The sequence below is a fragment of the Endobacterium cereale genome (assembly GCF_009617585.1).
Classification (GTDB): Bacteria; Pseudomonadota; Alphaproteobacteria; order Rhizobiales; family Rhizobiaceae; genus Neorhizobium; species Neorhizobium cereale.
The window spans coordinates 162,129-175,055 of record NZ_WIXI01000050.1; the positions used below are offsets into that span (position 1 = coordinate 162,129).

At 58.4% G+C, this 12,927-nt stretch carries 14 protein-coding genes; 6 read left to right on the plus strand and 8 right to left on the minus strand.

Annotation, left to right across the window (positions count from 1 at the left end; translation table 11 throughout):
* Positions 1 to 75: 75 nt before the first annotated feature.
* On the plus strand, positions 76 to 300 hold the full coding sequence (locus tag GAO09_RS24290; RefSeq protein ID WP_153358618.1) for a hypothetical protein: 225 nt from the start codon (positions 76 to 78) through the stop codon (positions 298 to 300).
* Positions 297 to 686 (plus strand): hypothetical protein, encoded by a 390-nt coding sequence (locus tag GAO09_RS24295; RefSeq protein WP_153358620.1) that lies wholly within the window; start codon positions 297 to 299, stop codon positions 684 to 686. The genes GAO09_RS24290 and GAO09_RS24295 overlap by 4 nt, the downstream gene beginning before the upstream one ends.
* On the opposite strand, the gene glgA is transcribed toward GAO09_RS24295, so the two are convergent.
* Positions 680 to 2,155 carry a glycogen synthase GlgA gene (gene glgA / locus GAO09_RS24300; RefSeq protein ID WP_153359362.1) on the minus strand — a complete coding sequence of 492 codons (1,476 nt, stop codon included), beginning with the start codon at positions 2,153 to 2,155 and terminating at the stop codon, positions 680 to 682. The two genes, GAO09_RS24295 and glgA, sit on opposite strands and share 7 nt — an antisense overlap.
* A gap of 353 nt (positions 2,156 to 2,508) precedes the next feature.
* On the minus strand, positions 2,509 to 2,949 hold the full coding sequence (locus GAO09_RS30610) for a DUF2934 domain-containing protein (protein WP_153358622.1): 441 nt from the start codon (positions 2,947 to 2,949) through the stop codon (positions 2,509 to 2,511).
* A gap of 144 nt (positions 2,950 to 3,093) precedes the next feature.
* Between GAO09_RS30610 and GAO09_RS24310 the strand changes: the two genes are divergently transcribed.
* Complete coding sequence (locus tag GAO09_RS24310; RefSeq protein WP_153358624.1) at positions 3,094 to 3,327, plus strand: hypothetical protein; 234 nt, start codon at positions 3,094 to 3,096, stop codon at positions 3,325 to 3,327.
* Positions 3,328 to 3,393: 66 nt separating this feature from the next.
* On the opposite strand, the gene GAO09_RS24315 is transcribed toward GAO09_RS24310, so the two are convergent.
* Both GAO09_RS24315 and GAO09_RS29730 read right to left on the minus strand, forming a co-directional pair.
* Positions 3,394 to 3,894 carry a YciE/YciF ferroxidase family protein gene (locus GAO09_RS24315; RefSeq protein WP_153358626.1) on the minus strand — a complete coding sequence of 167 codons (501 nt, stop codon included), beginning with the start codon at positions 3,892 to 3,894 and terminating at the stop codon, positions 3,394 to 3,396.
* A gap of 198 nt (positions 3,895 to 4,092) precedes the next feature.
* Positions 4,093 to 4,269, minus strand: coding sequence for a hypothetical protein (locus tag GAO09_RS29730; RefSeq protein ID WP_209018828.1), 177 nt, complete (start codon positions 4,267 to 4,269; stop codon positions 4,093 to 4,095).
* A 297-nt stretch (positions 4,270 to 4,566) separates the two neighbouring features.
* Between GAO09_RS29730 and GAO09_RS24320 the strand changes: the two genes are divergently transcribed.
* Together GAO09_RS24320 and GAO09_RS24325 are read left to right on the plus strand one after the other, a co-directional pair.
* On the plus strand, positions 4,567 to 5,076 hold the full coding sequence (locus GAO09_RS24320; protein ID WP_235938445.1) for a sigma-70 family RNA polymerase sigma factor: 510 nt from the start codon (positions 4,567 to 4,569) through the stop codon (positions 5,074 to 5,076).
* Positions 5,077 to 5,109: 33 nt separating this feature from the next.
* Positions 5,110 to 5,637, plus strand: coding sequence for a superoxide dismutase family protein (locus tag GAO09_RS24325; RefSeq protein ID WP_153358630.1), 528 nt, complete (start codon positions 5,110 to 5,112; stop codon positions 5,635 to 5,637).
* A gap of 25 nt (positions 5,638 to 5,662) precedes the next feature.
* Here GAO09_RS24325 and GAO09_RS24330 read toward each other — a convergent pair whose 3' ends face one another.
* Complete coding sequence (locus tag GAO09_RS24330) at positions 5,663 to 6,388, minus strand: glutathione S-transferase (protein ID WP_324185467.1); 726 nt, start codon at positions 6,386 to 6,388, stop codon at positions 5,663 to 5,665.
* Positions 6,389 to 6,580: 192 nt separating this feature from the next.
* Here GAO09_RS24330 and GAO09_RS24335 point away from each other — a divergent pair, with 192 nt between their 5' ends.
* Complete coding sequence (locus GAO09_RS24335) at positions 6,581 to 8,926, plus strand: glucose/quinate/shikimate family membrane-bound PQQ-dependent dehydrogenase (protein WP_153358635.1); 2,346 nt, start codon at positions 6,581 to 6,583, stop codon at positions 8,924 to 8,926.
* Positions 8,927 to 9,180: 254 nt separating this feature from the next.
* Here GAO09_RS24335 and GAO09_RS24340 read toward each other — a convergent pair whose 3' ends face one another.
* The 3 genes from GAO09_RS24340 to GAO09_RS24350 are packed head-to-tail and all read right to left on the minus strand — an operon-like array spanning position 9,181 to position 12,904.
* The gene (locus tag GAO09_RS24340) at positions 9,181 to 10,233 is read right to left on the minus strand and encodes an MBL fold metallo-hydrolase (protein ID WP_153358637.1); all 1,053 of its coding nucleotides are present in this window, start codon (positions 10,231 to 10,233) and stop codon (positions 9,181 to 9,183) included.
* A gap of 26 nt (positions 10,234 to 10,259) precedes the next feature.
* Entirely contained in the window at positions 10,260 to 11,939 is a 1,680-nt protein-coding gene (locus GAO09_RS24345) for an ABC transporter permease (RefSeq protein WP_153358638.1), read from the minus strand.
* A gap of 2 nt (positions 11,940 to 11,941) precedes the next feature.
* Positions 11,942 to 12,904 (minus strand): ABC transporter substrate-binding protein, encoded by a 963-nt coding sequence (locus GAO09_RS24350; RefSeq protein ID WP_153358640.1) that lies wholly within the window; start codon positions 12,902 to 12,904, stop codon positions 11,942 to 11,944.
* Positions 12,905 to 12,927 lie beyond the last annotated feature (23 nt).

Genomic DNA, 12,927 nt, shown 5'->3' on the forward strand with positions numbered 1-12,927 from the left:
GGGAGACGCATCATAACCGCCGAAAAGAACAAGCATAAGTCCGTTCTGTCTCGCTTGGGCTCGCAAAAGCTGCCGATGCCGTGGAAAATAACGGTCGCATTCTGGGTGGCAATAGCCGTGTTGATGCTGTCGGCGATCGCGACCCAGCATATGGAATGGTACGGCGTTTCCAGCCGTTTGTTCGCCTATATGGCGCTTTGCGCGGTAGGTTATGTCATCAGCTGGCTTTGCCTCGTTTATGTGAATACCCGGCATACGGCGAGGCGGCTGACTGGGCGCAGCCGCGAGGATAAATCGTGACCCTCTTCCTGCGCAGCTATCTGATCTCGCTTGGCTTCTTGCTTGGTGCGGGTGGCGTCGGCGCGCTGCTTCTTGATTGCAGCGGAAAACTGTCCATCGGATGGCTGGGTGGCATCGTCGCGGTTGCTATTGCTCTGTTCGGCACTGTTTTGCTGTTCGTCGGCATGTTTGGTAGCCCGGCGCGAGTCGAAGTCTGGGTAGACTGGACGTCGGTTCACGAAGGCAGCATCGTTCTTGCCATCGTGGCGCTGCCGCTGTTTTTGATATTAAGACTTTTCCAGCATATGGACCGCCGCCCGCCTGTAACGCTTCCGATCACCGAGATTCGCGGAAAGCGTGCCGAGCGTCGGCAGCGTGCAGAGCTTAGGCAAAAACGCCATCAGTAAACCTGACGGCGGGCGCCTTCGTCGCTGGCTGGCGTCGTGCCGCGCACGAGACTATTGTAGACATTGGCGTATTGCTCGGCGCTGCGTTCCCAGGAAAATTTTGTCTTCATGCCCTGGTTCTGCAGGCGTGCCCAGCTGCGCGGGTCGGCATAGGCATCGAGCGTGCGGCGCAATGCCAGTCGCAGGCCGTCGGTGTTGACCGGGTGGAACTGGAAACCGGTGGCGACACGGGCGGAAATTGCCGCGTCATTGGCATCGATGATGGTTTCAGACAGGCCGCCGGTGCGCGAGACCACCGGCACGCAGCCATACCGCAACGCATAAAGCTGGGTGAGGCCGCAAGGCTCGAAACGCGAGGGCTGCACGATGGCATCGGAACCCGCATGGATGAGATGCGCTGTCGGTTCGCCATACCCGATATGCACGGCCATGCGGCCGGGAAAACGGTCGGCGGTTTCCAGCAGTTTCTGCTCTATGTCGTGGTCGCCCTGGCCGAACACGATGATACGCCCACCTTTGAAGATGACCTCGTCGGCCGTATCGGCCAGCATGTCCATGCCCTTCTGCCAGGTCAGACGGCTGACGGCGGAAAAGATTGGGCCATCGCCGCGATCAAGGCCGAAGTGGTCTAGCAGGGCATTGCGGTTGGCGCGTTTGCGGCGCAGGCTTGTGCTGTCATAGGTCTGCGGAATATGCTCATCGGTGGCAGGATCCCATATATCCATGTCGATGCCGTTGACGATGCCGCGCAGGATCGTCACACGTTCGTTCAGCACGCCATCCAGCCCCATGCCGAAACGCGGGGTCAGGATTTCGCGGGCATAGGTGGGACTGACGGTGATGATCGCATCCGCCGTCTGCAAGCCACCTTTCAGGGTGCTGATATCGCCAAAATATTCAAGGCAATCCATCGATAGAGCGCTTTCCGGCAGCCCCATGAAGGGAAGCAGGCTGGAATCATACTGGCCCTGGAAGGCGAGGTTGTGGATCGTGAGCACGACGGGTGTCTTGCAGCCCATTTCACGCATGTAGACGGAGGTCAGGGCCGATTGCCAATCGTGGGTATGGACCAGATCCGGCAGCCAGCCGGGCAGGATGCCATTGGCGATTTCGGCGCCGGCGAGAGACAGCGCGGCAAAACGTTTCCAGTTGTCGGGATGATCATTGCCGGACTGGTCGACATAGGGGCCGCCCGGGCGGTCATAAAGCGTCGGGATGTCGAGGACAAAAAGTTCGAGATCGCCGACCTTGCCGTGCAGCAGCGAAGCGCGCTCACCAAGCAGGTCTTCGAAGACCAGCAACGGCACATGCGAACCAATCGCTCGCATGACGGCCGGATAACCCGGCACAAGCGTCGTGGTCTCTATGCCGGAAGAAAGCAATGCCTTCGGAAGCGAGCCTGTGACATCGGCTAGACCACCCGTCTTGATCAGCGGGAAGACCTCGGATGTCACTGAAAGCACGCGCATGGACTGCATTTCCCCCTTACGAAACAGCTGGCCGGTGGTACGGCCCATATTCTTGCGCGCAATAACGGCAGCGCCCGATTTGTTGCGCATGCCCGCCTGTTCGAAGGTTATAGGTGCATTCATGGTCATGCCTGCCTCCCACATGCTTGCCCCGCATATGCCAGGTTACAGGGGGGCATGCGAAAATGCCTGATACCTGCGTGGCAAGGGGCGTCATCGTCCACCTCAAGGTTCCACGCAAAAGGTAAACGAAACCAATGCTTCACAACAAAACTCGTCAATTACAGACAAAACAATACGTTTGCCGCGGAGATATCCGCGGCAGCGCCATCTATGTGAAAGTCGAAACCGTTTTAGTCGGCAGCGAGCTTTTTGGATCTTGTCTTGGCAGCCGGTTTAGCGTCGGCGGCAATCGCCTTAGCTTTCACAGGCTTGGCGGCCTTTGCAGCCGGTTTTGCCGGTGCCGGCTTGGTTTCGGCTGATTTGGTTTCCGCCGCCTTTTCTGTCGCTGGCTTGGCCTCTACGGATTTCGCAGGGGCAGCCTTGTCAGTTTTCGGCTTTGCAACGTTAGTTACGGCTTCAGTTTTTTTCGTCGCTGCCTTTTCGGTGGCAGCACCGTTGACCTTGGGTTTCTTGCCCTTCGGCAGACCCTTGGTCACACCAAGCGGTGCAAACAGCAGATATTCCTGCCGTGCCCTTTCCCAGTGTTCGCTATCCTTGCCTGTCGGATAACCTTCTTCTTCCCACAACGTGTAGGCACGCTTACTAATCCACTCGTGTTCGGATTCCGCCATGATTACGTCTCCGTTCGCCCGACTGTCACAACAGATGACACTCGCAAAAGTTCCGTTACGCAAGGTAATTTTTTGTGCGGTGCGTCTTTTTTTATTGGAACCTTTTTTAGATCTCGCCGTTCGAGCAACGGGAGGAGATCAGACATGCAAAACTACTTCGATATATTGCCCCACTCGACGGGCTGGATTTACGTGATTGGCGGCATGCCCTCGGCGTCTTATCCAAGCTATGCTTTATGCCTGAAAGCAGCACATCTGCACGCCGAACGTGATCGGCACAGACTGCAGAAACCCGTTTTCCGCCGGCAGGAACTTGATGGCGGAATGGCGCACTGCGATCAGAATGTGACCACGCCCTATCCCCAGATACGCTCCTGAAAAGACATCTGGATGACACGTCAAGGCCCGCCGATGGCGGGCCTTTTATGTTGCGACGCGATAAAATCACGCTGCCTTTTTGGCTGCGGAATTGACGGCGGTGGTGGCAAGAGTGGTCAGCGTCTCGTCGGTCTTGCTTTCTTCGGCAAGCGTTTCTGCCAGCAGCGCCGCAGCTTCCTTCATGCCAAGCTGCTTTGCCCAGGCGACGAGCGTGCCGTAACGGCTGATTTCGTAATGTTCGACAGCCTGCGCGCCGGCAAGCAGGCCAGCATCAAGTGCTGGCGTGCCCTTGAATTCATCCAGGATTTCTTCGCCTTCGGCAAGAATGCCCTCGATGGCGTCACAGGTCTTGCCCTGCGCGCGTTTGCCGATGATCTCAAAAACCTGTTTCAGGCGGTCGATCTGGCCTTCTGTTTCTTCCTTGTGGGTCAGGAACGCCTGCTTCAGCTTTTCGTCCTGTGCGCCGCGGGCCATCTTCGGCAGCGCTTTCACGATCTGGCGCTCGGCGTAATAGATGTCCTTGAGGGTTTCATAGAACAGATCTTCCAACGTCTTCGTTGTTGCCATGACAGGCGTCCTCCTGATTTGCGGGTGATCTTTGAAAAGAAATGTCTGATCGACGTGTGTGATAGACGATCAGCTAACCGGCAGTCGGTCGAATTGTTCCTGCCGTGTCCGCAATCGTACGAACGCAGGAAGTCATGGAACCCGACGAGAAGCGCCGCCGGATCTGATCTCGGGATGAAGATGAAGGGAAGAAAAAGATCAGGCTTTGTCGACGAGTTTTTCGTGGAGAGCTTTCTGAAGGTCCTGTGCCAACTTCAACAGCCGGTCCGGAACATCTTCCTTTTCGATTTCGGTAAGGAGAACGGCAACCTCTTGCGTCACCCGGCTGCCGAGCGTGGCGGGGTCTTCGGGAACAAGCGTGCTGTCTTTCGTCATTCTCGCCTCTGCCGCATGGAGCCGCCGGATTGTGCCGGGTCCTTGATTGCCCCCAAGCGCTTCAGTCTACGGGCGCATGCTTAACTATTCGAAAGCGCAGAATGACAGCCCAAGTCAATGCTCGGTGTGTGCATTGCACCCATGCAGCAGGCGGCGGCGGTGATTCCCTGAAAGCCTGATGCGCGAATGCGACAGGTTTGGCGGCGCGCGGAACCAAATGCGCCGAGCAGGCGTTTGCACCCGTCAATCCCGTCAGTGAGTTTTGCTAAGAGGTGCGCCCCTGTGTCTGAATCACAATTGAAAAGTGATCCTGCACGCGCCGATATCGTCCGGCTGATCCCCGCACTTCGTGCCTTCGCCCGAACATTCTGCCGCAATCCGACCGATGCCGACGACCTTGTGCAGGAAACCCTGATGAAGGCGCTCGGCAATCTCGACAAGTTCGAGCCGGGGACAAAGCTGAAGTCGTGGCTGTTCACCATTATGCGCAACACGTTTTACACCCGCGCCAAGGTTCTGGGCCGCGAGGCGCCGGGGCTGGAGGAAAACGTTTCTGGCGATACGCCGATTGCCGCTTCTCAGGAAGTGGCCGCACGCGCGAAAGAGGTGCAGCGCGCTTTGCAAAAGCTGCCGCCGCATTATCGCGAAGTGCTGACGCTGGTGGCGATCCTTGGCGAAAGTTACGAATCCGCTGCCGAAATCTGCAACTGCGCTGTCGGCACGGTGAAGAGCCGCCTTAACCGTGCCCGCCACCAGATCCTGCTCGAACTGGGCGAGGACAACGAAAACGAAGCCACTCATGTCTGACGGGTTTCGTTTCATAAAACAGGGAGAGATACCATGAAAACCATCACAACCTTTGCCGCGATCGCGCTGGCCTCCAGCGCCACCTTGACCGTCGCTGCCGATCAGGTGGCGCCTGCCACCGCAGCAGGCACGGCAAAATTCGTTGGTGCCAAGGGTGAAGATGCCGGCAAGGCGGACTTGATCACCACGCCATCGGGCGTGCTGATCAATGTCGAGATCAAGGGTCTCCCTGCCTCGCAATGGGTGGCTTTCCATGTGCATGAGACGGGTAGCTGTGACGCTGCTTCGCATCACGAATCTGCCGGTGGGCACTTCAATCCGGATGGCAAGGAGCACGGTTACCAGGCGGCCAATGGCCCGCATGCCGGTGATATGCCGAACCAGTATGTTGGTGCCGATGGTGTGTTGAGGGCGCAGGTGATCAATGACGCTGTGACGCTCGATAAGGGCGAGGTGGGCATTGTCGGCAGGGCGCTGATGGTTCACGCCAAGCCGGACGACTACAAAACCCAGCCATCCGGCGCCGCGGGGGACCGACTGGCCTGCGCCGTCATCGAGTAAAGCTTCCCAAAGTGAAGGACCCGGCTCACGCAGGGTCCTGATCAAGCTCCGAATAGTGCCGGAAAACGTCGGATTCGTTGAAATCCAGCCGTCTGTCCGAGGCTAGGTAGGTCGCAATATTCGGGCGTGCGCCCACCTTCTTGTGCAGCGCCATCACCTTCGGGTAACGCTTATCCAAATCCGAGGTGGCGCGTGGAAAGGCATAACGCAGTCCATCCACGACGTGGAATAACGACAGGTCGATGGTTGTCAGGCTATCGCCCACGACGAAACCGTTTTCGGTCGGGTTTTTGACGATCACCTTTTCGAAGTAGCCGAGAAATTTGGGAATGCGACTTTCGATGAATGCTTCAGATCGCTTCTTTGCTTCCGCCTTCTGGTCCTCGTAATAATCGTCGATGCCGAGCGGATGGTGGGTGTCATGTGCTTCGGCAACGAAATCCGCCAGTGTCAATTGCAGACCCTTTGCAAAGATCCGCTCCTGTTCGTCTGTCGGTGCCAATCCGTGTTTTGGCCCGAGATAATCGAGAATGTTGGCGACATGGGAGACGATCAACTCACCGTCCTTCAGGAATGGTGGCGCAAATGGCGGGTAGGGGCCGGAATTGTCGCCTAAATAATCCATGATCGCTTTCGTGCCGGCTTTGCCCTTGCCCATTTCGCGATAGGGCGCTCCGGTTTCTTCCAGAACCAATCGCACGAATTCGCCGCGTCCGGGGATGTCGTCCCAGTAATAAAGTTCATAGGTCACGTGATGCCTTTCACCGTGTTTTTCGGGTGTCCCGGACAACACCGGTATCACGCCTCAGGTTCCCGCCAGTAACGCGCAAAACTGTCACGGAACTTTTTGGCGCCTGTCAGGTTGACGGGCGGGCGTGGAGCGCAATCTTCCCTCCATACATTCCGTTTTTCGAATGCAATTCTGTTGCAGCAGGGGGCCGACATGGCGATCACCGTTACCGCGATCCTTTTCACTCTGATCGGGATCGCGCTGGCTGCGGGTGGCGGTCACTTGATGATGATCGGGGGCAGCGCCTATTACCTGATCACCGGCGTCGCCTTCGTGCTCACTGCCATTCTTCTGTTCATGCGCCGGCCGCTGGCGCTTTGGTTATACTCCGCAATCATTCTGGGATCGCTTGGATGGGCGGTTTGGGAAGTCGGGCTTGACTGGTGGCAGCTTGGGCCGCGAGGCGGCGTCATCATCGTGCTCGGCATCTGGTTGCTCACACCGTGGATCCGCAGACCGCTTGGTTTTTCCAGCCCCACAACGGGCTTCCGTTATGGCGCCGATGTGCGGCCGCTGGCGGTCTCCGTCTGCATCGCCGTTCTGGTGGCGCTGGTGTCGATGATGTTCGATCCGCATGACCAATCCGGCGATCTGCCGGAAGAGGTGGTGGCGGCAGCTCCCGATCTCGGCGGCAATGTGCCGCCCGGCGACTGGCATCAATATGGTCGCACACCTTTCGGTCAGCGTTATTCGCCGCTCGACCAGATCAACAAGGAGAATGTGGCGTCGCTTACCGAAGTCTGGCGTTTCCAGACCGGTGACGTCAAACTTCCCGAAGATGTTGGCGAAACCACCTATCAGGTGACGCCGCTGAAAGTGGGCAATACGCTGTTTCTCTGCACGCCGCATAACTGGGCGATCGCGCTCGATGCCACGACAGGCAAGCAGATCTGGAAATTCGATCCCAATGCCGGCCTCAACCCGGATCGCCAGCACCAGACCTGCCGCGGCGTCACCTACTATGCGGACCCGACTGCCACTGCCGGCAGCCAGTGCGCTGCCCGCGTTTATCTGCCAACTTCGGATGCCCGGCTGATCGCGCTCGATGCGGGTACCGGCCAGATCTGCGAAAGTTTTGCGGACAAGGGAACGCTTCAGCTTGAAGCCGGCATGCCGTATAATCCGGCCGGCTATTATTATTCGACTTCACCGCCTGCAATTGCCGGCAACAAGATTATTGTCGGGGGCGCCGTCAACGACAACTATTCCACCCAGTCGCAGTCCGGCGTCATTCGCGCTTTCGACGTCAACACCGGACAGCTCATCTGGAACTGGGATAGCGGCAATCCGAGCCAGACAACCCCACTGCCGGAAGGTCAGAAATACACGGTAAACTCGCCCAACAGCTGGTCCGTGTTCAGTGTCGATGAAGCGCTTGGCCTCGTTTATATCCCACTCGGCAACCAGGTGCCGGACCAGCTCGGGATGGGACGTAGCGAACATGTCGAAAAATATTCGTCGTCGATCGTGGCGCTCGACCTCAACACCGGTGCCGATCGCTGGGTCAAACAATTCGTGCATCACGATCTCTGGGACATGGACGTGCCTGCCCAGCCAACGTTGATCGATTTGAAAAAGGCCGATAACAGCACCGTGCCGGCGCTGGTCGGCCCCACCAAGCAGGGCGATATCTATGTGCTCGACCGCCGCACCGGCGAGCCGATCATTCCGATCACGGAGGAGCCTGCGCCGACGGGCGCTATTGCCGGTGATTTCACCGCACCGACGCAGCCGACCTCGGGTCTCAGCTTCAAACCGCCAAAGCTGGAAGAACGCAACATGTGGGGCATCACCATGTTTGACCAGATGGTTTGCCGCATCCGTTACCATTCGCTGCGTTACGAGGGGCGCTACACACCGCCGTCGCTGGAAGGTTCGATCGTTTATCCCGGCAATTTTGGCACGTTCAACTGGGGTGGTGTGGCGGTCGATCCGGAACGGCAGGTCATGTTCGGTATGCCAACCTACCTCGCCTTTACCTCGCAGTTGGTGCCGCGCAACCAGATTCCGCCGAAGGGGCAGGATGAAAAAGGCAGCGAACAGGGGCTCAACCGCAATGATGGCGCACCTTACGGCGTCAAGATGGGGCCGTTCCTCGGGCCGCTGCAGGTGCCTTGCCAGGCGCCGCCGTGGGGTTATGTCTCGGGTGTCGATCTGCGCACCGGTGAGATCGCCTACAAGCACAAGAACGGCACCGTCTACGACATGACGCCGCTGCCGCTGCCGTTCAAGATCGGCGTGCCGGGCATCGGCGGGCCGATGATTACCAAGGGCGGCGTGGCCTTCCTTGGCGCGGCTGTCGACAATTACCTGCGCGCCTATGACCTCACCAATGGTGAGCAGCTCTGGGAAGCCCGGCTTCCGGCCGGTGGTCAGGCGACGCCAATGAGCTATGCGGTGGAAGACGGCCGCCAGTTCCTGGTGATGGTGGCGGGCGGCCATGGTTCGGTCGGCACCAAGCCGGGCGATTATGTGATCGCATATGCCTTGCCGCGGTGATCGCTTCAGCCTTGGTGCGCAAGAGCCGGGATATGATTTTTCCGGCCTTGCTTCGGGCGGGGTGCAGCACGGATTCATCCTGATGGACAGTTGAAGGTATCCGGTGGCTGCGACGCCGGTGTTGTGAGGTTGCGATCCAATTGCCGTTGTTTCCGGCCGAGGCCCGTCTTTTTGGGGCCGGAGACGAGGTTTTGCCGCACCTCAGGTCATCATGACAGCAGGTGGGCAATAAGCCCCGCCTGCAATTGTGTGGTCTAGCGACCCAGTTCCAGCAGCAGGTCGGCGATTTTTGACTCGGGCAGGAATACTGGAATGAAATGTTCCGGGCGAACGATATCCAGCATAGATTTGACGTCTCTCAAGCGCGGATGAACATTCCAGCGAAACTGCTCTGCCCTTCCCGAAGCGATCAGCCCGGCGGCGAGACCTTGGCCAGCGACGTGGCCGGTAAATACGATGCGGACATCTTGGTCGTTCAGATGTTTTTCGACGAAAAGTCTTGCTGTTCCACTTTCGGCCGTGGCACCCGCGGCAATTACCGCACCATCCCCGAACCAGCCATCTTCCGTGGTACCTGCTTGCGCGAGCATCGTTGCAAGCCGTTCGCGACCGCGCAAATCGAGAGCTTCAGGGAATTCGTCAACCAGCAGCCTGCCCACCCGACGATGCGTTGGGCACAACGAAACGGCGACACCGTTTTCGGAAAGGGCTATCGCGGTCTCAAGGCCGCGGCCTTCAGGGGGCATAGGCAAAATGGTCCTATTCCTTTTTGCCGTTGCCAGAAGCTTTTCAAAGCATTCTGATAGGGGAGTATCATATATGCCGTAGGCCACGTCGCATATGAAGTATCGACTTTGCGGCATGCGATCCAGCGGGTAAAGAATGCTTTCCGCAGTCCAGTCTCCACTGTAGAGCACGCCATCCGCGCCACCGATACGGATCCATACGCCTCCTGGTGCATGTGAAGCGCGTCCGGTCTCAACGGTCAGGCCGAGTATCGTCGTTTCTCCCCTCAATGCCAGCGGATGGGCGCAAGCCAAGGCTGGGTGGGGTTGTAATGCTTTAACGGCAGCCGTTGCGTAGACCGGTGGACTGCCGATGGCGGAAAGCAGATCAAGGCTGCCGACATGGTCCTTGTGGCTGTGGCTGATCAATACCGCATCCACTTGGCCGAGGTGAGAGATTTCCGGTTTCACACCGGGTTCAGGGCCTTCTCCGAGATCAAGAAGCAACCGACGCCCAGCCGTCTCGATCAGAAAGCAAGCTGGTCCCTTGACACCGTAGCCGGAAATCGGGGTTATCTTCATGGTGCGTTCCAGAATATCTGCCGTAGTTATTCAGCCACCATACCACCGCGTCGTAGCAGGGCTATCAGGCAAAGCGGCAACAGCGTTGTCAGGATGATTGTGACAAAGGCCATGGCCATGCCGAGCCCGATCGAGCCCTGTTCGAACTGTCGCCAGATGAAAACGGAAATTGTCTGCATGCCGACCGGCGCAACCAGCAGCGAAGCAACAAGTTCGCGCGTTGCGACTGCGAAGACGAGAAGCATGGATGTGACGAGGCTCGGTGCGATCAGCGGCAAAATGATGCGACGAAAGGCAACAAAGGCAGACGCTCCACAAACGCGGGCTGCCGCTTCCAGATTGTCGCCGATCTGATGCAGTGCCGCGGTCGTGTAGCGCACGGGTTGCGGCAGTAGGATGCAGCAATAGGCAAGCAGCAGGATGAAGGGTGTGTTGTAGGGCGTGATCGGCAGCCCGGGGAAATTCCAGGCGAGAATGAGGCCTACGGCAACCACGACGCCGGGCAGGGCATTGGGAAGCACGGTCATGGTATCAAGGATATTACGGCCGCGGAAACGCGTCTTTACAACGACATAGGCTGAAACCGCGCCAAGCAGTCCAGTCAGAAGAGATGCTGAAATGCCAAGCAGAAAGCTGTTGCTCAACGCCTTCAAAGCGCCGGCACTGTTCCCGCTGATCGATGAAAAATTGGATAAGCCGAGGTTGTTCCACGCCAATCCGCCCGAAATCGTCTTGGACAGGGCCGTCGAAAGGATCGCGAACAGGGGTAGGACGGTTGCCAGGAATGTTACGATTGCAAACAAAACCAGAACGGGTAGCGAAAACTTGCCAAGTGGGCGCTTTTCCTTGTGTTGCGGCTTGCTGCCTGTGGTCACATAAGAGCGGCGGTTGAGGATCCAGCGCTGCACGAGGAAGGCCGCGAGCGACAAGAGGACCAGCAGCAAAGAGAAGATCGAGGCGCCCGGCAGGTCTACCGGCCAGTCCGAAACACGCAGATCGATCTCGGTGACCAGTACGTCGAAGCCGGCGCGTCGCCCGAGTGCCGCCGGGGTTCCGTATTCCTCGATGGCCGCCGAAAATACGAGAAGCATGCTGGCGACAAGGCCCGGCGTCGAAAGCGGAAGTGTGATGCGCCAGAAGGACTTCCATGGCGAAGCGCCGAAAACACGGCCAACATCGGCATACCGTGACCCAACGGCCTCGATCGTTCGCGACAGCGCGAAATAGACAAGCGGAAACGTATTGAGCGCCATGACGAAAGTCATGCCGCCAAGCGAAAACAGAAAGCCGGAAAGATTGAAGCCCACAAGCTGCTGGAGATATCCTCTCGGCTGCAGTGTCATGATCCAGCCAAGCGTGGCGATATACGGCGGAATCATGAAAGGAACGAGCAGAGCCACATCCCAGAACAGTGCGAACGGCACCTTGAAAAGGGCACGGGCCAAGGCAAGCGGTATCGCAAAGAGTGCCGCCAGAATCGCGACAGACAGGCCGAGCAGCACGGTATTGCCACCCATGCGCCAGAGCCTGGTATCATCGAACAGGCCGGGCAGATGGGTAAGAGGCGCGGCAAGCGAGCCGCGCCCCAGTTGGGGAAAGATCCCCTGCAGAATGATGAAGACGAACGGCACTGCGACCACCACTATGAGGCCGGCAGTTGCCAGCCAGGTCATGGGGCTGGCGCCCGAAATGCCATTCGACTTCATGACTATTGGCCAGCCTTGAAGATGCCGTTGAATTCAGCCAGCGTTTCCTTGCGCTTCGAATAGACGGAGGCGCTGTCGATGGTCATGACCTTGAGGTCGCTCATCAGCGGGCGGTTGGCCTTGACGTCTGAACGGGCCGGCATCAGATAGGTATCGGCAACCAGCTTCTGGCCTTCATCCGACAGCATGTAGTCGATGAACTGCTTGGCTTCGTCCTGCTGCTTGGACCACTTGAGGATCATCGCCGGACGTGGCGCAACAACGGTGCCGGAGGCGGGGAAGATGACCTCGACGCTTTCGCCCTTGGCCTTGCCGGACAGCGAAATGTAGTCGACAGCGCCGAAAACCGCAGCCTTGGCACCCTGCAGGACCGGGTTCAGCGCTTCTGCATTGGCGCCCGCAACGGCAGCGCCGTTGGCATGCAAGCCCTTGAACAGATCCCAGCCCTTTGCTGCCTGAAGTGCGGCCACCAGTTCGAAGCTGGCACCGGACTGGGCCGGATCGGGCAGGTTCACGAGGTCCTTGTATTCCGGCTTGGCCAGATCTTCCCACTCTGCGGGTTTCGGCGTGCCACTATTCGGGTTCCAGACGATGCCGAGTGCCGAGACACCCTGTGCAACGGCGGTTTCCGTCTTCAGCGCAGCCGGTACCTTTTCGGCATTCGGGCTAGTATAGGAGACCAGCCAGCCGCGGCCTGCAAAGTCGGTCGCCGTATCCCAGGACGCAGAGATCAATACGTCGACGACCGGATTGGCCGCTTCCGCTTCGATGCGGGCCATGATCTTGCCGGTGGTGGCCTGAAACACCTCGACCTTGTGACCGGTCTTGGCAGTGTAGCCCGCCGCCATCTTTTCGATCAGGCTGCCCGGGCCGGCAGAATAAACGGTGATGTCGGCATGGGCGGTGCCGGCTGCGAACATGCTTGCGATGACGGCAAGGCCGGCACCGAGGAACGACTTGGTCATATCTCTCTCCAGAGGGTTGCTTA

Excerpts from the sequence above, each read along its gene's own strand:
- GAO09_RS24290 (WP_153358618.1), top strand. The coding sequence starts at position 76 with ATGCCGTGGAAAATAACGGTCGCATTCTGGGTGGCAATAGCCGTGTTG.
- glgA (WP_153359362.1), bottom strand. The coding sequence starts at position 2,155 with ATGCGCGTGCTTTCAGTGACATCCGAGGTCTTCCCGCTGATCAAGACG.
- GAO09_RS30610 (WP_153358622.1), bottom strand. The coding sequence starts at position 2,949 with ATGGCGGAATCCGAACACGAGTGGATTAGTAAGCGTGCCTACACGTTG.
- GAO09_RS24310 (WP_153358624.1), top strand. The coding sequence starts at position 3,094 with ATGCAAAACTACTTCGATATATTGCCCCACTCGACGGGCTGGATTTAC.
- GAO09_RS24315 (WP_153358626.1), bottom strand. The coding sequence starts at position 3,894 with ATGGCAACAACGAAGACGTTGGAAGATCTGTTCTATGAAACCCTCAAG.
- GAO09_RS29730 (WP_209018828.1), bottom strand. The coding sequence starts at position 4,269 with ATGACGAAAGACAGCACGCTTGTTCCCGAAGACCCCGCCACGCTCGGC.
- GAO09_RS24325 (WP_153358630.1), top strand. The coding sequence starts at position 5,110 with ATGAAAACCATCACAACCTTTGCCGCGATCGCGCTGGCCTCCAGCGCC.
- GAO09_RS24335 (WP_153358635.1), top strand. The coding sequence starts at position 6,581 with ATGGCGATCACCGTTACCGCGATCCTTTTCACTCTGATCGGGATCGCG.
- GAO09_RS24340 (WP_153358637.1), bottom strand. The coding sequence starts at position 10,233 with ATGAAGATAACCCCGATTTCCGGCTACGGTGTCAAGGGACCAGCTTGC.
- GAO09_RS24345 (WP_153358638.1), bottom strand. The coding sequence starts at position 11,939 with ATGAAGTCGAATGGCATTTCGGGCGCCAGCCCCATGACCTGGCTGGCA.
- GAO09_RS24350 (WP_153358640.1), bottom strand. The coding sequence starts at position 12,904 with ATGACCAAGTCGTTCCTCGGTGCCGGCCTTGCCGTCATCGCAAGCATG.